The following is a 20,492-nucleotide window of genomic DNA, read 5'->3' as shown; positions in this document are numbered from 1 at the left end:
AAAGCGTAAAGATCCTATACATCGATACCATGACCATCATAATCTGCAATAGTATCTATTTTTGTCAAGAAAGTTGCCAGCACAACTTTTAAATATATGGTCATTATTGCTCCCACCAGAAGAAAACCAATTTCACTATAAATGTATTTATAAATAAAAGCAAAGACCATTTCTCCCATATATGCACCGCCAATAGCAAAAAGAGAAATATTACCGGTATGCTTATTATAACTAGGAGTTAGAAAATACACCCCTATAGTGATAATAAATATGATTACAGAAATAATAAATATGCTTAAATCCGGAACTAGAGGCGCTATAGAGTAAATAAGATACCCCAGCACAAATCCAAATCCCAAAAAACCAATTATAAGCTCCAATACATAATGTTTTGAGAAGACTTTTGACCTTTTTTTAAGGACAGGCTTGAGCAAAAGCAGTAAACAAATAGATGAAACTCCAGAAAAAATAGAAGCTATGGTAACATAAGTTTGAAAATCGAACAGAAATAAGATTTCAGTAATGTTAGTACTTAGTAAAAACAAGAAAAACAAAAGATTGAATTTATTCGTCGCCTTGAATTCATATAAAAATAAACACAGAGAAAATATAGGGTACAGATAAAATGATAGCGATATGTCCCAGAATCCCATCACAAGCATAATCATCAGACCAGTTATTAAACCAGCTGTTCTATATGCCCTTCCGTTTTCTACATTAGTTTTATCCAACAACTAAATTTAAGAATTCTTGCTCAGAAATAATAGTCACACCTAGACTTTCTGCCTTCTGTAACTTACTTGGACCCATCTTATCTCCGGCTACAACATAAGTTGTTTTACTAGAAATAGAACTAGACACTTTACCGCCGTTGTCTTCTATTAATTTTTTTAAATCGTTACGAGGCATTTCAAAAACACCAGAAACTACAAATGTTTTACCCGCCAGCGTGTCAGATTGATTAGCAAGTTTCTCGGCAGATATTTCTAGCTGCACCCCGTAAGATTTTAAACGTTGTATAAGTGCTATATGTTCCGCTTTCGCGAAAAATGCTACTACACTCTCTGCAATCTTACTTCCTATTTCGTCTACAGCAACTAGCTCTTCCTCTGTTGCCGAAATAATCGCATCAATAGATTTGTAATGTTTAGCTAGTTTCTTTGCTACAGTCTCACCTACATATCTAATCCCCAAACCAAATAATACCTTCTCAAAAGGAATCTGTACCGAAGCTTGCACCCCGATTACTAGGTTTTCGGCACTTTTTTGAGCCATACGCTCTAGTGGTAATAATTGCTCCACTGTGAGTTCATATAAATCTGCATAATTTTCTATCAATCCTTCATTTACTAAGAGCGCCACGGTTTCTCCTCCTAGTCCATCAATATCCATTGCCTTTCTAGAGATGTAATGCTGTATTCTACCTATAATCTGGGTAGGACAACCCATATCGTTCGGACAATAGTGTTGCGCCTCTCCTTCTTTACGCACTAGCGGAGTATTACATTCTGGGCATTCTGTAATATACTTGGTAGGTTCAGAATCTGCAGGGCGCTTAGTAAGATCTACTGCAATGATTTTTGGGATGATTTCTCCTCCTTTTTCTACAAACACCTCATCACCTTCTCGTATATCTAGTCGCTCTATTTGGTCTGCATTATGTAAACTCGCTCGTTTTACAGTAGTTCCTGCAAGCTCAACAGGTTCAAGGTTTGCAACTGGTGTGATGGCTCCTGTGCGACCTACTTGGTATGTTATTTCGCGCAAGCGGGTAGAAACTTGTTCTGCTTTGAACTTATAAGCCATTGCCCATCTTGGCGCCTTTGCCGTATAGCCCAGCTCTTCTTGCTGTTGTAATCCATTAACTTTTACCACAACACCATCTGTCTCATATGGCAAGTCATGTCTTGCCACATCCCAGTGATTGATAAATTCTAATACCTCATCAATATTTTTAGCAAGTTTTGCAGCATCAGGAACGCGGAAACCCCAATCACGAGCTTTCTGCAGGCTATCCATTTGGGTAGCAATACCTAGATTATTTCCTGTAATATTATATAGCAAGCATTGCAAAGGCCTTCTAGCAACCTCAGCACTATCTTGTAATTTTAAAGATCCGCTGGCTGTGTTTCTTGGATTGCGATAGAGTTCAAAACCTAGCTCTTCACGCTCTGCATTCATAGCATGAAAACCTTCCCATGGCAATACAATTTCCCCACGTATATCAAATTTTTCAGGATAATCACCCTTGAGCTTTAAAGGAACCGACTTTATCGTTTTAATATTTGTAGTCACATCATCTCCTTGTAAACCATCTCCTCGAGTAACTGCTTTGAGCAACTCACCATTTTCATAGGTAAGACTTATCGAGGCTCCGTCATATTTGAGTTCGCAGGTATAGTTTACCTCTCCATCCACCATTTTCTTTACACGAGCTTCCCAATCCTCAAGATCTTCCTTTGAGTATGAGTTATCAAGGGAGTACATTCTATGCTCATGTACAATAGTCTCAAAATTTTTAGTCACCGCTCCACCTACACGATGCGTAGGCGAGTTTGGGTCATCAAATTCCGGATGAGCCGCTTCTAGCGCTTCCAGTTGCTTCAGCTTTTGATCAAAGTCAAAATCTGATATCGTTGGTGTATCTAGCACATAATAGCTATGATTATGTGTTTGTAGTTCGTTGCGTAAAGCGAGGATTTGCTCTTCTATTGTCATAATAACAAAATTAAAAATTAAACCTCCGATATTCAGAGAATATCGGAGGTTTAATTAACCACTTACAAACAGTTTATATAAGTGATTTTCTCCTCAAAAAACGAAGATTTTCTACTACTTCTTAGACTCCAGCGAAGCTTTTAACCACTTAGGCATTGCCATAGGCTTAAAATTCTCCATCTGATCAAGAAGTCCTTCTACCGTAGTATCTACAAGAAGGATGTCATAATTTTCTTGTTTTAAAAATCCTTTATCCACCATATTTCTAAGTGCACTTAAAAGATCATCATAAAAGCCATTTACATTAAGCATACCCACCGGTTTTTGGTGCAATGCTAGTTGACTCCAGGTCAGCACTTCAAAAAGCTCTTCCATAGTCCCAAAGCCTCCTGGAAGAGTGATAAACCCATCAGAACGCTCCTGCAATTCCATCTTGCGCTCGTGCATCGTCTCGTTTACGATAAGTTCTGTAAGACCAGTATGTACTACTTCTTTAATTTTCAAAAATTCTGGAATTACACCTACTACCTTACCGTTGTGATCGAGAGCTCCTTGAGCCACGGCGCCCATAATACCAATTTTGGCAGCTCCATAAACTAGCGTAATATCTCGCTCAGCCAGTGTCTTACCTAGTATTTGAGCTTGCTCTATAATTTCAGGATCTGTACCAGCGCTACTTCCGCAGTACACGCATAATGATGTTAATTTCATAATAGCTATTTAGTTTTGAGCAAGCATAAACTGCTTCCCTTATTTATTGGTTATATCAATCTCTAGCGACTCGCTTTAATCATTCTATCTTTTCCAAACATATCTCTTTTAAGCTCGATATCACTAAAGCCTATTCCCTTTAAGAGATCAATCATTTCTTTTCCTAGATATTCATTAATCTCAAAATATAAGAATCCATTTACAGAAAGACTTTCAAAAGCTAGCTCCCCTATTTTTCTATAAAATATTAGTGGATCATCATCTGAGACAAAGAGCGCGCTATCTGGCTCATTACTGAGCACATTATCCCTCATCTCCTTTTTTTCTAGCATGCGCACATACGGAGGATTGCTCACAATCACATCGTATTTGTGCTCTAGCTCCTCTACGGCTAGTACATTTTGATTGTAAAAAGTAACATCTGCCTGATTCATTTTTGCATTTTGATATGCTGTGGCAAGTGCTTCTTGAGAAATATCAATCGCCTCAACATGAGCGTTTGATAGATTTTTTGCTATCGAAATAGCGATGCATCCAGAACCAGTCCCTATATCGAGAACCTTTAATTTTTCTTTTTTCTCACTCTTGACTAAGCTCTCAGCTTTATCTGTAATAATCCAATCAACCAATTCTTCAGTTTCTGGTCTAGGTATTAAGGTAGCGGGATTTACTTGAAATTCCATCCCGTAGAACTCTGTCGTTCCTATAATATATTGGATAGGTTCGCTAAGAGATAATCTGCTAGTAACCTCGTTTAATTGTGAAAGAGCAGATGTGGAGATGTCCATTTTTCGCGAAAGCGAGACCTCTACCCTATTCATCTTAAGAATATGCTCTAGCGTAAGAAAGCATAGATTCTCTACCTCTTCTGGCTCATACATGCCCGCGAGCTGTTCCCTAAAATAAATGCGAAACTCATCTATATTCATAAATCAATTATCATATGTACAGGGCAAGAAAAATGCCCTGTATCGCCCATGGGACCGTCTATATATCTAAAACCTGTGCGCTTATATAATTTTTGTGCAGCCTCCATATAAGGCATGGTCTCAAGGTAGCATTGATCAAAACCAAAATCACGGGCTTGACTAAGACAAGCATCCATCATTTGCGATCCTAAGCCGCGGCCTCTCGCTTCTTCTAGAAAATACATTTTCTGTAACTCGCACACATTGCCATCATAATTATCCAGCTGCGCAACACCTGCACAACCTATAACCTTGCCGTTATCTTCAACCACAAAGTATTCGGCTTTTGGTCTGCTATAATGCTCATACATGGTGTCTAAAGCAGCATCTGCATAAGCGGTACCTACCTTAGGAACACCTAGATCTACAAGTACCTTTCTCACAACTGCTGCTACTTGAGCATTGTCTTCTTTTTTAATCGGTCTAATGATTGGTTTGTCCATCACTTACAAAGGGTTATTTTTGTGCCGTGAAGATACATAACACCTATATAAATCGCTGTATTGCGCTGGCAAAAAATGGACTGCCGCCAGCGATGCCTAATCCATCTGTAGGAGCAGTGCTTGTGCACAACAACAAGATTATAGCCGAGGGTTATACAAGTGCATATGGTGGTAGTCATGCAGAGGTGAATTGTATCGCTTTCGCGAAAGCGAATACCCCAGAACTTATAGCAAAATCGACATTATATGTATCTCTAGAGCCTTGCTCGCACTGGGGGAAAACACCGCCCTGTGCAGATCTTGTAGTTGCTTCTGGAATTAAAAAGGTTGTAATAGGTACCATAGATCCTTTTGCCAAAGTAGCAGGCGCTGGTATTAAGAGACTAATACAAGCTGGAGTTGATGTTACCGTAGGTGTTCAAGAAAGAGAATGCCAAGAAATCAACAAGCGTTTCTTTACTTATCATGAGAAAAAGAGACCTTACATCATCTTAAAATGGGCAGAAACCGCAGATGGATTTATCGCTCCAAAAACACGAGATGCTCAACAACCTGTATGGATTACAAATCCCTACTCGAGACAACTCGTTCATAAATGGCGCAGCGAGGAAATGGCAATTCTCGTAGGCGGAAAAACCGTGCTAGAAGACAATCCTAGCTTAACCACGCGAGACTGGGAAGGTAAAAACCCATTACGTGTTGTTATTGATACTAAAGGAAATCTAGATAAAAACCTTACAGTTTTTAATAAAGAAGCTGAGACACTCGTTATCCCATCTACAGATCCTCAACTCATAAGTGAGACACTTTATGATAAAGGAATCCAATCTGTAATTATAGAAGGTGGCGCACAGACATTACAACATTTTATTGATGCAAATCACTGGGATGAAGCGCGTATTTTTAAAGGCAACACTAGCTTTTCTGAAGGTACAAAAGCACCTCAACTTTCGCAGTATTTTCTCTTAGAAAAAACGGACACTATTTTAGACAATACCCTACACTACTATAAAAATTCAAGCATTTGATTTACTTACTTCTTAGTATTGCTGCATCTAGTTTAATCTTTGTAGTATTTAAACTCTTTGCGAAGTTTAATGTAAACACCCTGCACGCAATCATTGTAAATTATGTGATTGCCTGTTCTTGTGGTTTATTGCTATATGATGGGCCTACAACTATCGCTGTAATTCCTGAGCAACCTTGGTTTTATGCATCGGCTGGGCTTGGGGTATTATTTATTCTTGTCTTTAATCTGATGGCAGCAACCACGCAACGCAGCGGACTCTCTGTAGTTTCTGTTGCGACCAAAATGAGTGTGGTTATCCCAATACTTTTTGGCGTACTATATTACAGAGAATCTCTAGGCATATTAAAGATTATAGGAATTCTAACGGCACTTGTCGCTGTATACCTAGCTTCTATAAAAGCAAAAGATGGGATTGCTATAAAGAAAGAAAACCTCATCTTCCCTATCCTTGTGTTTTTAGGCAGCGGAGCCATAGACACGAGTATAAAATTTATAGAAGGTGCTTATGTAAATGAGAGTGATGTGCCCATCTTTGGCGCAACTATTTTTGGGGCTGCTGCTTGTATTGGTTTTTTGGTCATCATGTACCAAGTCATCAAAGGCACATTTAAATTTGAGTTTAAAAATGTGATTGCAGGGATTTGCCTCGGGATTCCTAATTACTTCTCTATTGTTATGCTTGTGATGGCACTTCGAGATTCGGCTTTTGAGAGTTCGACCTTGTTTACTGTAAATAATGTTGCCATTGTGATGGTGAGCACTTTTATTGGAATTCTACTTTTTAAAGAAAAATTACTCCCAAAAAACTGGATCGGAATTGGCTTAGCAGTAATTAGTATTTTGCTAGTTTCTATGTCTTAATACTCCTCAGAAATTAAAATACTCTGATTAATTTTTAATTTTTTAAGTACGCTTTCGCGAAAGCGTAAAAATCCTCGCCCTATAATTTTACTGTATTTTCTTGAGATAACACTCCGATGAACCCTTACTATCAAAAGGATTCACACATATTTACACTGTAACAATAAATTTCTTTTTGCTACATATCTATGTAACCAAAATGAAAATGATATGGGATTCGGTGGAGCAGCTCTTGCAGCAAATCAGGCAATACGTAATAATAGAAATCTACTTAAAAATAAGAGAAGTATAGGAAACCTATCTTTTGTATCGAGTACCAATGAGAAATGGGTAGACCCTAAAAAAGCAACGTTTGATCAGTTAATGGAAATAAGAACAAGAATACGTCATGAAAACAAAGTGCGTTTGTATAAAATCATTTTCCTCACCGTTTTGGGGTTTGTAATACTGATCTTACTACTCGCTGTAATTCCTTGGGATTCAATACTTACAAACACTTTTAATCCTTATAGCCATTAAAAATATTGACAAGCTTACTCTCTACGATACTGTTTTGTCTCTTCAAAAACATGATTGAGGATTGCCTGATCTTCTTCTGTGAGTTCTAGATCACGACGCGCCATGGCGATTTTTGCAGTTTCGTAAGCCTTATCTGTTTTGTGTGTTACAAAGCCGCTAGCGCCTCCCCAAGAAAAAGAAGGAACAAAATTGCGAGGAAATCCGCTTCCAAAGATGTTTGTTGCTACACCAACCATTGTTCCGGTGTTAAACATGGTATTAATACCGCACTTAGAATGGTCTCCCATCATTAAACCACAAAACTGAAGTCCCGTATTTGCAAACCGACCTGTTTCATAATCCCATAACTTTACAGGAGCGTAGTTATTTTTTAAATTAGAGTTATTAGAATCTGCACCCATATTGCACCATTCTCCTAATACACTATTTCCTAAGAAACCATCATGACCTTTACTTGAATAGCCCATAAGTACGGAGTTATTTACCTCTCCGCCTACTTTACAATGAGGACCTATGGTTGTGCCGCTATAAATTTTGGCTCCCATTTTTACAGCTCCATGATCACAGATTGCAAAAGGGCCACGTATGAGTGCGCCCTCCATAATCTCTGCATCTTTACTTATATAGATAGGTCCATCTGTAGCATTGAGATGTGAGTAATGAACCGTAGCTCCTTCCTCTATAAATATCTGATCTTTATTTACCGCTATTACGTGCGCTGGTATCTCTTCAGAATCTCTATCCTCGGTAAGCATCTCAAAATCTCTAGTGATTGCTTCTCCATTTTTGGCAAAAATATCCCAGGTATGCTCGATCCTTAAAATATCTGAGGCCGTATAATCTATACTTTCATAAGTATCAAAATCCACTTCTTGACCTTCGTGTACTGAAAACGCGATTATTTCCTCCCCATCAAACAACACTTGCTTTGATGACAAATTTTTAATAATCTCAGCCAAGTTGTCTGAAGGAAGATATGATGCATTAATCATCACATTTTCTTCAAGCTCTATCATAGGCCACTTATCTGAAAGATACTCTTCTGTTACTGTTGAGGTAGTTGAACCTAGCACAAATTCCCATTTTTCACGTATAGTCATAATACCTATGCGCAAGTCTGCAACAGGTTTTGTGTACGTGAATGGTAAAAGCTGATTGCGTACGTTTCCGTCAAAAAGGATAAAGTTCATGGATTAGATTTTAGTCTCTACATAAAGCGCATGAGACAGATAGACTTAAAGATAAAACTTATTGAAAACGAAGTTACTTATTATTTACGAGGCTTCTTTACTAAAAGTGTCCACTCAAAGTTAAACTCAGACACTTGCACACCATCTTTGTTTGTCCCTACAGCTTTCATCCAGCAAGTTTGCCCTTCTCCTGTAGCTACTGCATTTGCTATAGCTTGTTTAATAGCTAGACCATCATCACATACAAATTGAATTCTTCCTGTAGCTTTTTTTGTAAAGCTTGCATTATTGTTTGCAACAAGCATTGATATTTTCTGACCGCTTTCTTGTATGTGAGCAATCACTAAAGCTCCCGTAGCAAGCTCTGCAGCCATGCCTTGTACTGCCCAGAACATACTATTAAAAGGATTTTGATTAATCCATCTGTGTTTTACAGAAGTCGTACAAGAATTAGGAGAAAGTTTTTTTACACGTACTCCAGTAAGCCACGCAGATGGAAGCTTAAACATTGTGAACGTGTTGAATTTACCAGGTAAGGGGAATGACATAATATCTTATTTGAGGCAAAAATAGGCAATAAAAAAGGTTCCCAAATGAGAACCTTTTAAGAAAGAATATATAAATTTTTAATTATCTATTAACTGTATTTTTAAGTAACTCCCTATACCCGTACCTGTGGACCCTACAGGATTAGCAAGAAGTACAAAATCACCTGATGCAAATCCAAAATCATAAACCTTACCTGCTGTTAGCTCTGCAATACCTGTATATGTCTTTGCACTTCCCACGGCTCCAGTTCCATTCACCTCTTCCCTAGGCATTGAAAATCTCATTATCCAAGATCCTGTATCATCCATTAAACCTGCTACATAATTAGTGCTAGCTGTAGAATAACCTGAAATGGTTAACGTAATCGTAACTTCATAAATTCCAGTAATAGGTGCAGTAAAACTACTAGTAGCAATATCAAAATCTCCTCCCGCATCTATAAGTTCTGTCATTGTATTAATCTTATATATACCATTAGCATTTGGTGTATTGATCGACAGACGAGAATCAAAATCTGTAAGCAGCCTCCCTCTAAAGTTACCCAGCAAACTACTAAGTTGCTTCTTCACATTACCATCATTATCTATTACTAAAGGAACATCATCTGTAGATGAACTAGCTACTGCATCGCGTACTCGCAAATCACCATTTACATCTAACATGGTAGTAGGATTTGCAGTATTAACTCCTACTTGAGACCATATTATTTGAGATAATAATAGGCCAAAAATAAATAAGGGGTTTCTTAAGATATGTCTCGTTTGCATGACTATTTGATTGTAAAAAGCCTTAAGTAGCTTTAGTAGTGCAAATTTAACAAGCATTAATAATTGTTAAATTTTAAAAAGTCGCAAACTAAAATCTTTAGACAAAAGAACAATTTTACAAGCTGTAATACGCAACGCCACTCTAATTACAAGACATTAGTTATTTATTTCACCTAAAATAAGCAAATTGTAAAACCTTAAATAAAAGTTAATTTTTAGTACTATGCGTAACAAAGTACCTTTTTTTAGACATATATTTGCATAAGACATTAATAGACTATGGAAACTAGCATTACAACACATCAAAAAAATATAGGTACTTTAATACACCTATCTACATTCTCTAAATACTTGTTTCCTTTTGGGAATTTTATTGCACCTCTCATTTTATGGAGCGCTCAAAAAAGGAATGCCGCATTTATAGATAAGCATGGTAGGGATGCCATCAATTTTCAACTAAGTATCCTCTTATACCTCATTGCTTTAGTTGTAATTAGCATTCCATTCTTTATTTATTTCGCAATAAGTGCAGGTAGTGGAAGCGAGAGTTTACTCACAAATGGTTATATAAATGACCCGAGTGATTTTGCAGACTTAGGAGGATTTCTTATTACCGCAATAGTGGTTGCCATTCTTGCATTAGGAATTTTTCTAGTAGAAATTATTTCGGTGATTTCGGCAGCAGTTAAGGCATCACAAGGAGAAATATATCAGTTTCCGCTTACTATCAACTTTATTTCTGCGGCTTCGGTTTCAGATTCTGGAGAGACTCAAGAGACTTCATCACCTATTGAGGATAAAACGGTAGTTTAATATATGAGTTACGCTTTCGCGAAAGCGTAAAAAAAGAAAAATCATCAATCAATCAATCAATCAATCTCCCGTTAGTTATTGGGACAAAAACGAACAGTTTAATGCATTTAAAAATGAAAATCTATGAAGATTGAAAACACCAAAGCGCAGATGCGTAAGGGCGTGCTAGAGTATTGTATCCTCTCTGTATTAAAAGACGAGGATGCCTACGTAGCAGAGATCTTAGGCACACTTAAAGACGCTAAGTTGCTGGTGGTGGAAGGAACGATATACCCACTACTTACACGACTCAAAAATGCTGGCTTGCTCAATTATCGCTGGGAAGAATCTACCAGCGGGCCGCCACGTAAATATTACGGACTTACCGAAACAGGTAAAATATTTTTAAAAGAACTCTCAACCACTTGGGATGAGTTACAGACCGCAGTAACGGTAGTAACCGCCACTAAAACCGCAACAAAATGAATAAGACAGTAAACATAAATTTAGCAGGGGTTTTCTTTCACGTAGATGAGGATGCTTACGGTAAATTACAGAGATATCTTGCTGCCATCAAACGTTCTTTTGAAGGCGTACAAGGGGAAGACGAAATCATAGCAGATATAGAAGCGCGTATCTCAGAACTTTTTTCTGAACGCATTAAAGACGAACGCCAGGTCATAAGCACTAAGGAGCTTGACGAGGTTATCGCTATTATGGGACAACCAGAAGATTATATGGTAGATGACGATATTTTTGAAGACACAGCATCTTCTCAAAAATCATCTAGCCGCTCTTCAAATAAAACGCAACAAGCTAAGCGCATCTCAGATCGCAGATTTTTTAGAGACACAGATAATGCTTACATAGGTGGTGTATCTAGCGGTATGGCGCATTACATGGGACTTGATCCTTTGTGGGTACGTGTAGGATGGGTATTACTTATCGCTCTTACTTGGTTTACACTAGGTGGAACGGCTCTTATATATCTTGCGTTATGGGTATTTGTACCTGAAGCACAATCTACGGCAGATAAACTCGCAATGCGGGGAAAGGCTGTTAACATTGACAATATCACAGAAAAAGTAAAAGAAGGATTTGAAAATGTTGCAGACACGGTTAAGAATGTAGATTACGATAAGTACGGTAATAAGGTTAAAAATGGTGCTCAGGGAGTTTTTGGGACTTTAGGAAAGATCATCATGTTCTTCTTTAAAATCATTGCAAAAATTGTGGGCGTACTATTAATAATCACGGGTGCTACAGTGGTTATTTCACTATTAATCACATTACTTACTGGAGGAGTGGTAGATATTTTTACTCCTAACTTAGCAGACATGCCGTGGATTTCTAATGATACAGGTTTACCTATCTGGCTTATGTTACTCCTCGTATTATTTGCAGTAGGTATTCCATTTTTCTTCTTGTTTTACCTAGGATTAAAAATTCTTTCTTCTAACGTAAAATCAATGCCTTTAAGTGCCAAACTGAGTTTACTAGGGCTATGGCTTATCGCATCAATTACCATAGGAGTATTCTCTGTAAAACAGGCTATACAATATTCTAACCTTGAGTCATCAAAAGTGACTACTACAGAGACACTCGCTATAACAAAGAACGATACGCTACGTATCAAAATGAGAGGAAGCGAGCGTTTTGACATCCCTTTCGGGAGGTCTTCTCAGTATGTACAGCTTATTAATAGCAATACAGAAGATGTAGCTGTGTATAGAAATGTACGTCTTATAGTACGATCTACTCGTGACAGTCTTGCATATGTGCAAACAGTGAAGAGAACAAAAGGCTCATCTTATGACGTTGCAAAGGAACAAGCAGAAGCCATGATACTCAACTATGATCTATCTGATAACGAACTAGCCATCGATGGTTTTTTTACTGGAGAAAGAGAAGCTCAATATAGACACGTAAGGCCTAGTGTAGAAATCATTGTTTACTTACCAGAAGGAGCTACGCTTATTGCTGATGAGAACACCTACTCCTATCATAAAAACGATAGACAGTCTCGTGATATTCTAGATAATGGTGATGAAGAAAAATTTCTTACCGTAGGTAATGGCAAACTTATGTGCAGCACTTGCCCAGAAGATCGTGACAATGATGATGATAATTCTTGGCAACAGTCTGATGATAATGACGCTTGGGAAGAACGTAGTTATAGAGAAGGTGAAGATACACCAGCATGGGAGACAAATAATCAAGCTCCTGATGCTCCAGATACTCCCGATGCTCCAAAAAGCAAAGATCCTAATATAGCTCCTACTCCTCCAAAGCTCCTAGTACAGTAGGAGACGATAATTAGTTCTGGCTTTAGTGAAAGCCACATAAACACTACCAATCAACCAATCAGTGCGCTTGCAAAATCTCAACATTCAATCTGTTGAGATTTCTGCAACGTACAATCCATCTATATTATGAAAACTTTTTATGCTACGCTTTTTGCAATTTCTACAGCTATATCTGGTATTGCTCAAGAGGATTTAAATAAAATGGACAGTCTCATCACTAGCGGACATTTTAAAGAAATGTCAAGTGTTGTCATAGCCCATAAAGGAAAAATCATCTTTGAGAATTACTATAATGATGCAACAGCCGCTACCTTACATAATACTAGATCTGCAACAAAATCAATTACTGGCACCTTAATAGGAGCACTTATTAATGATGGTAAATTATCATCTACACAAGAACCAGCCTGGAAATACGCTCAGGTAAAAAATCTTCAAAACCCAGATCCTCGTAAAGAAAAAATTACCATCGAGAGCCTACTTACAATGTCATCTATACTTGAATGTGATGATTGGAATGATATTTCTCGTGGTCAAGAAGAAAAAATGTACCTCCTTGAAGATTGGGTAAAATTCTATTGGGATTTACCTGTCAAGGGGTATCCAGAGTGGGAAAATAAACCAGAAGATAGTCCTTACGGTCGAGATTTTAGCTACTGTACTGCTGGAACCGTTGCCTTAGGGGATGTGATTAATACAATTTCAGGTTCCTTAGAAACATATGCAGAAACTGCACTTTTCTCAAAGCTGGGCATTACAGATTATCACTGGCAGCTTACTCCTACAGGAATCCCTATGACTGGCGGTGGCCTAGGTCTTAAGAGTAAAGATTTCATTAAGATTGGACAACTTTATCTCAACAACGGTAACTGGAAAGGAGAGCAAATTATTAGTTCCGCTTTCGCGAAAGCGTCTAAAGAACCAAAAGCCGCTATGGGAAGTCCAGATTATGAATACGGATACTTATGGTGGATAGGAGAGTTTGGAAAAGACAAAAAAGAGACTGGATATTTTATGCTAGGTAATGGGGGAAACAAAATTGCCGTATTTGACGAACTAGACCTTGTTGTAGTTCTCACAAGTTCGCTTTTTACTAAAGGTATAGAAGCACACAATCAAACAGCCGAACTACTCAACACCTTTATCATTCCCGAAATTCAAAAAATAAACTAGTTATGAATGCACTTAAAAATTTATTCTGGATCCTACTATTAATCCCATTATTAGGAGTAGCACAGGTTTCTAAAGACAGTGGCCTTTACAAGGAGATTCTAGCTACAGATGCTGCACTTTTTGAGTCCTACAATACGTGTGACCTCGAGACTCATGCATCACTCATATCAGAAGATTTAGAGTTCTACCATGATAAAGGAGGACTGGCTACAAGCAAGGAAGAGTATATGACCTCTATGAAGGCAAATATATGTGGCAAGGTAGAAAGAATACTTACTCCAGATACTTTTGAGGTGCATGAGATCAAGGATTTTGGAGCCATAGCTTTAGGGAAGCACAGTTTTCATAACCTTATGGAAGACAGCTATTCTGAACCTAGTAAGTTTATCACCATATTTAAAAAAACAGATAAGAAATGGATAATAACGCGAGTAATAAGCCTACACTAGTCATCTATTTGCAACTCATCCGTTAAAAACTACAGTTGAGTAAGTTACGCTTTCGCGAAAGCGGACTTATCTACATCTTTACATCATCAATCAAAACAATCAATATTTCATCAATCTAAAACCAACCATCATGACAACACTTATCAAATTTATCATCGGAATTCTCGTCGCTACACTCGTAACTTCTTGTCAGTTTGACCTCAACTTAGGTCAATTACAAGGCAATGGAAATGTAGTTACAGAAGATTTAAATATCACAGAAGACTTCAACGAAGTCTCAGCTGGCGACGGATGGGAAGTTTTTCTAGAAAAGGGAAACTCAAACTCTGTGATTTTAGAAGCAGATGAAAACATAGTAAACGCTGCCGATATTTATGTAAATGACGGCAAGCTCAAAATCTATAGTGATAAGAGTATAGGTAGCGCTACCTCAAAAAAGGTTTTTGTAACCTACTCAGAAAACCTAACCGAAGTGAGTGTAAACAGTGGTGCTAGTCTTACTACAAAAGAAGCGCTCACTGGAGATGAAATAGATCTAGACGCATCATCTGGAGGAACTTTACGTGTTGAGGTTACTGTAAATGACGTAGAGACCAACGTAAGTAGCGGCGGTGTAGTACGCATCTCGGGGACAGCAAATCGTGTAGATGCATCTGTTTCTAGTGGTGGCGTAGCAAGAATAAGCAAGCTCAAATCTGTATCTGCTATCGCAGATGCTTCTTCTGGAGGAGTGATGGATGTATATGCATCACAAGATCTAAGAGCAGATGCATCATCAGGTGGTGTCATAAATTATTATGGGAAGCCAGCAAACGTAGATAAACCAAAGGAAAGTTATTCTGGAGGTATCATACGCTCAAAGGATTAAATACTACCTCATCAATCAAATCAATACACAACAAAGGCTCGATATCATCGAGCCTTTGTTATTTTACAAATACAAGTTGAGCTTATAACTCACCTTTTATCTGTAAGAATTGCGCTTGAAGCATCGCCATTTTCTCTTCAAGTCCATCTGCAAGTTCTGGCACTCTGTGGTAAAACACATAGCGTATGCGCCACAGTTCTTTCACTTCCTTGATAGGGAATTCAAGATCATCTATATTCTTATGATCTGCACGTAGTGTTATGGTATTTCCTGACAGATAGCATCGTCTCAATACGAGCTGATCTTCAAATACAGCGAGTACTAGATGACCATTATTTAGCTTCTTATAGACATCTTTTGGGATCATCTCCCCTATTACAATATCCTTAGGAAAAAGCCCTTTGTCATTACTACTCATCTCTAGATTATCTACCGTAAATGCTCTGAATTCCTTTTCAGGATTGATAGGTAACTGTAATACTTGCATATCACTTACAAATGCTTCTTTATCATTATAGAGAAGATATTCTTTTGCGTTTTTTGACGTTATGCAAGGAATACTTGCAAAGGCTTGCTTTGTGATGATCTCATGATCTGTTGTAAGATTTGCTTTGAATTTGAGCAAACTATTTACCGTAAGCTCTTTTGTGAGCAAGTCATCGATAGGTATGCTAAAATAATTAGCAATTTTAATAATAGTATCTATTTTGGGTTCACTCCTACCTTCCTCATAAGCCCCTAACGTCCCTCTTTTCAGGTCAAACAGCTCTGCAAACGACTGCTGACTTAATGTCTTGACAGTTCTAATCTTTCGTATGTTTTTTCCAAAAAATGACATATTTTGCTAATTTTATTTGCAAATTATAAATTTATCTGTATATTTACCTAACAATTTTAGCAAAAAGAATTCACTTTTGCTAATTTATTTAGCTTTTTCGCGAAAGCGTAATTGCATCATCAAACATTCATCAATCAAAAATCAATCATTATGACCACTTTAATTATTTACATCCTGAGCCAGTTATAAACAATTGGGAATTTACAGAGACAAGTTTTCGTATTATTAACCTTCCAACGCATTGGAATACAACATCAACACTCTTTATGAAGAACCATTTTAATATAACACGAGATTTTTTACTGGAACTTAACTTTAATATTACCACAGAAAATACAGAAGATGGTATTATGGTAGTACAAAAAGAAAACTCAGGAATTAAAAATCTCATTCTAGGCGTTGCTCCTCCTATCTTAATCATAGAGCAGTTTATTTTTACCATAAATAACCAGTCTGAAAAGATTTTCAAAAGTCTGCTACAAAAAAACCGCGATATCATTCATGGCGCATTTGTTCTAGATGAGACAGGGAAGAAAGTAATATTTAGAGATACCTTACAAATAGAAAATCTAGATTTAAACGAACTAGAAGGAAGCTTAAACTCGCTCAGTTTATTAATGAGTGAATACTCAGATCACATTATTGAATTTTCAAAATACTAAAACACAACGTTATGAACATATTTAAAAGACTTTTTAAAATAGGCCAGGCAGAAGCAAATGCTTCTATTGATAACATGGAAGATCCTATTAAAATGACCGAGCAAGGCATAAGAGATATGAAAGAAGATCTTGCCAAAAGTGTAGAAGCAATGGCTCAAGTAAAAGCAATGGCTATCCGTTCTAAAAACGAGCGAGATGAGCACCAGGAAAAAGCAAAAGATTATGAAAGCAAAGCAATTGCAATACTTAAAAAAGCGCACGCAGGATCTATGGAAGCTACAGATGCAGACCGTCTAGCAAAAGAGGCGCTTGCCAAAAAAGAAGAAGCACAAGCGCATGCAGATCGCGCTGGTGAAGACACCACAAAATTTGAAGGAAATGTAGCCCAGCTGCAATCTACTATCCAGACTATAAAAGATAATATAGGCAACTGGGAGAATGAGCTTAAAACACTTAAAGCAAGAGTAAAAGTAAGCTCTGCCACTAAGAATGTAAACAAGCAAATGGCTGCTCTTGACAGCACTGGGACCGTAAGTATGCTAGAACGTATGAAGGAAAAAGTAGCTCAAGAAGAGGCACTTGCAGATGCTTATGGCGATATTGCAAATGCAAATAAAAGTATAGACGACGAGATTAATGCAGCAGCAGATACTAGCAAAGAAAAAGTAGATGACGAGCTTGCAAAGCTTAAGGAACAACTAGGTCTCGACAAGGACAAAGCATAAGGACGCACCGCATTGTGTTCCCGACACTTTGGATTATGAACCATTAAAACCACCAACCATTGGATAACTTTATAAATCTTATATTTTCTGAAGTCAACATCATACTAAGTGTGTTGCTTATTCTTCTTGTAATCTATTGGGTCCTTACCTCATTAACAGGTATTGATTTTGATTATGACTTGGATATCGACATTGACGTAGATATTGATGCAGATCTTGACCTAGATATCAACACTGTTGACCCTGGGAGCATGGATTTTGAAGATATCTCAAGTGCAGAAGTAGACAAGACTCACGTAGTAAACAAACGCCGAAAGCCTCTTAAATGGTGGCAAGTATTCTTGATTTATTTCAATTTTGTAGGCCTACCGTTTATGTTCACTTTTACTGCATGGGTATTTTTATGGTGGCTTTCTACGCTTGTGAGCACTAGCATCACTGGAAGTTATGCAAATAGCTTTGGATACATATTAATGTTTATATGTATGATTCCTGCGCTATTTTTTACTAAAATTTTAACCACTCCATTCAAGTCCTTTTTTAAGCATCTTAACAAGGATGGAGATAAAGCGACAGATTTTTTAGGCCGTAATGCTATACTTTTATCTACCATTTCTGAAGACAAAATGGGAAATGCAGAAGTACTCGCAGATGGTAACCCAATGAATATCTATGTGAAATCACTGGATGGGTCAGAATTACGCTTTCGCGAAAGCGTGCTTATCATCAAACAATCAGCAGATAAGAATTACTTTTTAGTCAGTAAATATTAATTTAGGCGCAACATTGCGCAACAATAATCAATCAAAACCAAAATCATCATTCTATGGAAAACCTCCCATCTATTGCTATCGCCCTTGTTGTGGGAATTGTGGCACTCATTGTTATTTACTTTCTCATCATTGCGATGTTTTACAAAAAAGTACATCAAGGTCAAGCCTTGGTCCGTACTGGATTTGGCGGAACAAAAGTCGCAACAGACAAGGGACTTTATGTAGTTCCAGTATTCCACCGTGTAGAAGTAATGGACGTTTCGGTAAAAAAGATCCAAATTGAACGTCTCGCTACCGAAGGTCTTATCTGTAAGGATAACATGCGTGCAGATATTAAAGTGGCATTTTTCGTTCGTGTAAATAACGAAGTGGAGTACATCAAAAAAGTGGCACAAACGATTGGTGTAGAAAGAGCTTCGCGTCAAGAAACACTTGAGGATCTTTTTGAAGCAAAATTCTCTGAAGCGCTTAAAACCGTAGGTAAGAAATTTGACTTTATACAGTTGTATGAATCCCGTCGTGAGTTTCGTGATGAAATTGTAGATATCATCGGTACAGATCTAAATGGTTATACACTAGAAGATTGTGCAATCGATTATCTTGAGCAAACGTCTGTTTCTTATTTAAAAGCAGATAATATTCTTGATGCAGAAGGTATCAAAAAGATCACAGATCTTACTGCTGCACAAAACGTGCAATCTAACCTGATTAAACGTGATGAGGAAAAAACCATCCGCAAGCAAGATGTAGAAGCTCGTGAAGCAATCCTTGAACTAGACAAACAACTTGCCGAAAAAGAAGAACAACAACTCCGTGAGATTGCAAATATCAAGTCTCGTGAAGGTGCAGAAACTTTAAAGGTAGCAGAAGAAGAAAGACTAAAATCTGAAACGGCTCGTATCGCTACAGAAGAAAAAGTAAAAGTTGCCGAAGAAAATATGCAACGCCAGATTATCGTTGCCGAAAAGAACAAGCAACGTACCGAGGCTGTTGAAACTGAACGCGTGGAAAAAGACCGTTTACTAGAAGCAACCGAAAGAGAACGCGTAGTTACACTAGCTCAGATTGAAAAAGAGAAAGTAGTAGAGGTTGAGAAAAAGAACATTCAAGATGTGATAAGAGACCGCGTAGTTCTTGAAAAAGGAGTGGTTGAAGAGCAGGAGAATATGAAAGATATTGAGGCTTTCAAAACTGCAGATCGTAACAAACAAGTTACCATCACAAATGCTGAAAGTGCTGCTCAAGAAGATTTGATTAAAACCATCAAAGCTGCTGAGGCATCTAAAGAAGCTGCTAAGCAAAAAGCTGAAGAAATTAATATCGAAGCGCTTGCACATAAAGAAGCAAGTGAAAAAGAAGCAGATGCACGTAAGATTCTTGCCGAAGCACAAGCTAAGGAAGAAGCAACCGTAGGTATGTCTGAGGCGCAAGTAATGCACGCTAAGGCAGATGCAAACGAGCGTCAAGGTATTGTAGAAGCGACTATCATTGAGAAGAAGGCACTTGCAGAAGCAGCCGGAATCCAAGCAAAAGCAGAAGCAAAACGCCAAGACGGACTTGCAGAGGCAGATGTAATCAAAGAGAAAGCCCTTGCAGATGCTGCGGGAATCGAAGAGAAGGCAAATGCAATGAAGAAACTTGACGGTGTAGGTAAAGACCACGAAGAGTTTAAACTACGTCTTGATAAAGAACTTCAAGTTGACCTTGCTGAAATCAATATCCAGAAAGATATTGCAGATGCTCAAGCACAAGTTATTGGTGATGCACTTAAAGCTGCAAACATTGATATTGTAGGTGGTGAGACCATGTTCTTTGACCAGATTATCGGGCAAATTACAAAGGCCAAAGGATACGACAGACTAGTGAAGCATTCTGACACCGTGCATGAGGTAAAAGATGCCATTTTAGGTAGTGATGATGTAAAAGGAAACTTGCTTGAAAAAGTAAAAGAATTTGCAGATAAGTACGGCATCTCTTCTGAGGATCTTAAGAATGTGACCATCGCAAATCTTTTGATGGATTTAAAATCTAAGTCTTCAGATAATGATGAGCAAACCTTATTCAGCAACCTATCTAACCTTGCAAAGGGACTTGGGTTATCTGATAAGAAGTTGAGATAAATTGACAGGGGCGCAATACTTTGCGCCCCA

The 20,492-nt window shown here is 37.8% G+C and carries 22 protein-coding genes; 13 read left to right on the top strand and 9 right to left on the bottom strand.

Annotation, left to right across the window (positions count from 1 at the left end):
• Positions 1–14 precede the first annotated feature (14 nt).
• The 5 genes from ACJJVW_RS10865 to ACJJVW_RS10845 all read right to left on the bottom strand — a co-directional run bounded on the left by ACJJVW_RS10865 (position 15) and on the right by ACJJVW_RS10845 (position 4,840).
• On the bottom strand, positions 15–731 hold the full coding sequence (locus ACJJVW_RS10865) for a hypothetical protein (protein ID WP_405251859.1): 717 nt from the start codon (positions 729–731) through the stop codon (positions 15–17).
• Complete coding sequence (ligA, locus tag ACJJVW_RS10860) at positions 724–2,718, bottom strand: NAD-dependent DNA ligase LigA (protein ID WP_405251857.1); 1,995 nt, start codon at positions 2,716–2,718, stop codon at positions 724–726. The genes ACJJVW_RS10865 and ligA overlap by 8 nt, the downstream gene beginning before the upstream one ends.
• Positions 2,719–2,832: 114 nt before the next feature.
• Entirely contained in the window at positions 2,833–3,429 is a 597-nt protein-coding gene (locus ACJJVW_RS10855) for a TIGR00730 family Rossman fold protein (RefSeq protein WP_405251855.1), read from the bottom strand.
• Between the two features lie 62 nt (positions 3,430–3,491).
• Complete coding sequence (gene prmC / locus ACJJVW_RS10850; protein ID WP_405251852.1) at positions 3,492–4,358, bottom strand: peptide chain release factor N(5)-glutamine methyltransferase; 867 nt, start codon at positions 4,356–4,358, stop codon at positions 3,492–3,494.
• Positions 4,355–4,840, bottom strand: a complete 486-nt coding sequence (locus ACJJVW_RS10845) for a GNAT family N-acetyltransferase (RefSeq protein WP_339847899.1) — start codon at positions 4,838–4,840, stop codon at positions 4,355–4,357. The genes prmC and ACJJVW_RS10845 overlap by 4 nt, the downstream gene beginning before the upstream one ends.
• A 26-nt stretch (positions 4,841–4,866) precedes the next feature.
• On the opposite strand from ACJJVW_RS10845, the gene ribD reads away from it, so the two are divergent.
• The 3 genes from ribD to ACJJVW_RS10830 all read left to right on the top strand — a co-directional run bounded on the left by ribD (position 4,867) and on the right by ACJJVW_RS10830 (position 7,250).
• Positions 4,867–5,868, top strand: a complete 1,002-nt coding sequence (ribD, locus tag ACJJVW_RS10840; protein ID WP_405251850.1) for a bifunctional diaminohydroxyphosphoribosylaminopyrimidine deaminase/5-amino-6-(5-phosphoribosylamino)uracil reductase RibD — start codon at positions 4,867–4,869, stop codon at positions 5,866–5,868.
• On the top strand, positions 5,865–6,731 hold the full coding sequence (locus ACJJVW_RS10835; protein ID WP_405251848.1) for an EamA family transporter: 867 nt from the start codon (positions 5,865–5,867) through the stop codon (positions 6,729–6,731). The genes ribD and ACJJVW_RS10835 overlap by 4 nt, the downstream gene beginning before the upstream one ends.
• A 210-nt stretch (positions 6,732–6,941) precedes the next feature.
• Entirely contained in the window at positions 6,942–7,250 is a 309-nt protein-coding gene (locus ACJJVW_RS10830) for a hypothetical protein (protein WP_405251845.1), read from the top strand.
• A gap of 14 nt (positions 7,251–7,264) precedes the next feature.
• On the opposite strand, the gene ACJJVW_RS10825 is transcribed toward ACJJVW_RS10830, so the two are convergent.
• The 3 genes from ACJJVW_RS10825 to ACJJVW_RS10815 form a co-directional block, all read right to left on the bottom strand.
• On the bottom strand, positions 7,265–8,440 hold the full coding sequence (locus ACJJVW_RS10825) for a GlmU family protein (protein WP_405251843.1): 1,176 nt from the start codon (positions 8,438–8,440) through the stop codon (positions 7,265–7,267).
• An 80-nt stretch (positions 8,441–8,520) separates the two neighbouring features.
• Positions 8,521–8,988, bottom strand: coding sequence for a DUF4442 domain-containing protein (locus ACJJVW_RS10820; RefSeq protein WP_405226547.1), 468 nt, complete (start codon positions 8,986–8,988; stop codon positions 8,521–8,523).
• A 78-nt stretch (positions 8,989–9,066) separates the two neighbouring features.
• Positions 9,067–9,813, bottom strand: coding sequence for a hypothetical protein (locus ACJJVW_RS10815; protein WP_298326512.1), 747 nt, complete (start codon positions 9,811–9,813; stop codon positions 9,067–9,069).
• 222 nt (positions 9,814–10,035) lie between these two features.
• Between ACJJVW_RS10815 and ACJJVW_RS10810 the strand changes: the two genes are divergently transcribed.
• From ACJJVW_RS10810 to ACJJVW_RS10785, 6 genes are all read left to right on the top strand, one after another.
• Positions 10,036–10,569 carry a DUF4870 domain-containing protein gene (locus tag ACJJVW_RS10810; protein ID WP_298326514.1) on the top strand — a complete coding sequence of 178 codons (534 nt, stop codon included), beginning with the start codon at positions 10,036–10,038 and terminating at the stop codon, positions 10,567–10,569.
• Between the two features lie 123 nt (positions 10,570–10,692).
• Positions 10,693–11,034, top strand: coding sequence for a PadR family transcriptional regulator (locus ACJJVW_RS10805; RefSeq protein WP_108878113.1), 342 nt, complete (start codon positions 10,693–10,695; stop codon positions 11,032–11,034).
• A complete protein-coding gene (locus tag ACJJVW_RS10800) occupies positions 11,031–12,854 on the top strand; it encodes a PspC domain-containing protein (RefSeq protein ID WP_298326519.1) in 1,824 nt (607 codons plus the stop codon). Before ACJJVW_RS10805 ends, ACJJVW_RS10800 begins: the two co-directional genes overlap by 4 nt.
• A gap of 126 nt (positions 12,855–12,980) precedes the next feature.
• Complete coding sequence (locus ACJJVW_RS10795) at positions 12,981–14,027, top strand: serine hydrolase (protein ID WP_298326522.1); 1,047 nt, start codon at positions 12,981–12,983, stop codon at positions 14,025–14,027.
• A gap of 2 nt (positions 14,028–14,029) precedes the next feature.
• A complete protein-coding gene (locus tag ACJJVW_RS10790; RefSeq protein WP_298326527.1) occupies positions 14,030–14,476 on the top strand; it encodes a nuclear transport factor 2 family protein in 447 nt (148 codons plus the stop codon).
• A gap of 130 nt (positions 14,477–14,606) precedes the next feature.
• Positions 14,607–15,344 (top strand): head GIN domain-containing protein, encoded by a 738-nt coding sequence (locus ACJJVW_RS10785; protein WP_298326529.1) that lies wholly within the window; start codon positions 14,607–14,609, stop codon positions 15,342–15,344.
• A gap of 82 nt (positions 15,345–15,426) precedes the next feature.
• Here ACJJVW_RS10785 and ACJJVW_RS10780 read toward each other — a convergent pair whose 3' ends face one another.
• Positions 15,427–16,182: a helix-turn-helix domain-containing protein gene (locus ACJJVW_RS10780; RefSeq protein ID WP_298326531.1), complete on the bottom strand. Its 756-nt coding sequence runs from the start codon at positions 16,180–16,182 to the stop codon at positions 15,427–15,429.
• A 266-nt stretch (positions 16,183–16,448) separates the two neighbouring features.
• Here ACJJVW_RS10780 and ACJJVW_RS10775 point away from each other — a divergent pair, with 266 nt between their 5' ends.
• The 4 genes from ACJJVW_RS10775 to ACJJVW_RS10760 are packed head-to-tail and all read left to right on the top strand — an operon-like array spanning position 16,449 to position 20,462.
• Entirely contained in the window at positions 16,449–16,844 is a 396-nt protein-coding gene (locus ACJJVW_RS10775; RefSeq protein ID WP_013749943.1) for a molecular chaperone Tir, read from the top strand.
• Between the two features lie 11 nt (positions 16,845–16,855).
• Positions 16,856–17,569: a PspA/IM30 family protein gene (locus tag ACJJVW_RS10770; RefSeq protein WP_339847930.1), complete on the top strand. Its 714-nt coding sequence runs from the start codon at positions 16,856–16,858 to the stop codon at positions 17,567–17,569.
• A gap of 59 nt (positions 17,570–17,628) precedes the next feature.
• Positions 17,629–18,342 (top strand): OB-fold-containig protein, encoded by a 714-nt coding sequence (locus tag ACJJVW_RS10765; protein ID WP_298326543.1) that lies wholly within the window; start codon positions 17,629–17,631, stop codon positions 18,340–18,342.
• 53 nt (positions 18,343–18,395) lie between these two features.
• Entirely contained in the window at positions 18,396–20,462 is a 2,067-nt protein-coding gene (locus tag ACJJVW_RS10760; RefSeq protein ID WP_298326546.1) for an SPFH domain-containing protein, read from the top strand.
• Positions 20,463–20,492 lie beyond the last annotated feature (30 nt).

Origin of the sequence: Dokdonia sp. Asnod3-C12 (genome assembly GCF_045063975.1) — a bacterium.
In the GTDB taxonomy this organism is placed as follows: Bacteria; Bacteroidota; Bacteroidia; order Flavobacteriales; family Flavobacteriaceae; genus Dokdonia.
This window is presented reverse-complemented; position numbering and strand designations above follow the sequence as displayed.

What these genes read in the sequence shown, in the direction of transcription:
- ACJJVW_RS10855 (WP_405251855.1), bottom strand. Translation starts at nt 3,429, where the DNA reads ATGAAATTAACATCATTATGCGTGTACTGCGGAAGTAGCGCTGGTACA.
- ACJJVW_RS10845 (WP_339847899.1), bottom strand. Translation starts at nt 4,840, where the DNA reads ATGGACAAACCAATCATTAGACCGATTAAAAAAGAAGACAATGCTCAA.
- ACJJVW_RS10815 (WP_298326512.1), bottom strand. Translation starts at nt 9,813, where the DNA reads ATGCTTGTTAAATTTGCACTACTAAAGCTACTTAAGGCTTTTTACAAT.
- ACJJVW_RS10825 (WP_405251843.1), bottom strand. Translation starts at nt 8,440, where the DNA reads ATGAACTTTATCCTTTTTGACGGAAACGTACGCAATCAGCTTTTACCA.
- ACJJVW_RS10785 (WP_298326529.1), top strand. Translation starts at nt 14,607, where the DNA reads ATGACAACACTTATCAAATTTATCATCGGAATTCTCGTCGCTACACTC.
- prmC (WP_405251852.1), bottom strand. Translation starts at nt 4,358, where the DNA reads ATGAATATAGATGAGTTTCGCATTTATTTTAGGGAACAGCTCGCGGGC.
- ACJJVW_RS10760 (WP_298326546.1), top strand. Translation starts at nt 18,396, where the DNA reads ATGGAAAACCTCCCATCTATTGCTATCGCCCTTGTTGTGGGAATTGTG.
- ACJJVW_RS10790 (WP_298326527.1), top strand. Translation starts at nt 14,030, where the DNA reads ATGAATGCACTTAAAAATTTATTCTGGATCCTACTATTAATCCCATTA.
- ACJJVW_RS10810 (WP_298326514.1), top strand. Translation starts at nt 10,036, where the DNA reads ATGGAAACTAGCATTACAACACATCAAAAAAATATAGGTACTTTAATA.
- ACJJVW_RS10780 (WP_298326531.1), bottom strand. Translation starts at nt 16,182, where the DNA reads ATGTCATTTTTTGGAAAAAACATACGAAAGATTAGAACTGTCAAGACA.
- ACJJVW_RS10805 (WP_108878113.1), top strand. Translation starts at nt 10,693, where the DNA reads ATGAAGATTGAAAACACCAAAGCGCAGATGCGTAAGGGCGTGCTAGAG.
- ligA (WP_405251857.1), bottom strand. Translation starts at nt 2,718, where the DNA reads ATGACAATAGAAGAGCAAATCCTCGCTTTACGCAACGAACTACAAACA.
- ACJJVW_RS10795 (WP_298326522.1), top strand. Translation starts at nt 12,981, where the DNA reads ATGAAAACTTTTTATGCTACGCTTTTTGCAATTTCTACAGCTATATCT.
- ACJJVW_RS10830 (WP_405251845.1), top strand. Translation starts at nt 6,942, where the DNA reads ATGGGATTCGGTGGAGCAGCTCTTGCAGCAAATCAGGCAATACGTAAT.
- ACJJVW_RS10770 (WP_339847930.1), top strand. Translation starts at nt 16,856, where the DNA reads ATGAACATATTTAAAAGACTTTTTAAAATAGGCCAGGCAGAAGCAAAT.
- ACJJVW_RS10820 (WP_405226547.1), bottom strand. Translation starts at nt 8,988, where the DNA reads ATGTCATTCCCCTTACCTGGTAAATTCAACACGTTCACAATGTTTAAG.
- ACJJVW_RS10775 (WP_013749943.1), top strand. Translation starts at nt 16,449, where the DNA reads ATGAAGAACCATTTTAATATAACACGAGATTTTTTACTGGAACTTAAC.
- ACJJVW_RS10800 (WP_298326519.1), top strand. Translation starts at nt 11,031, where the DNA reads ATGAATAAGACAGTAAACATAAATTTAGCAGGGGTTTTCTTTCACGTA.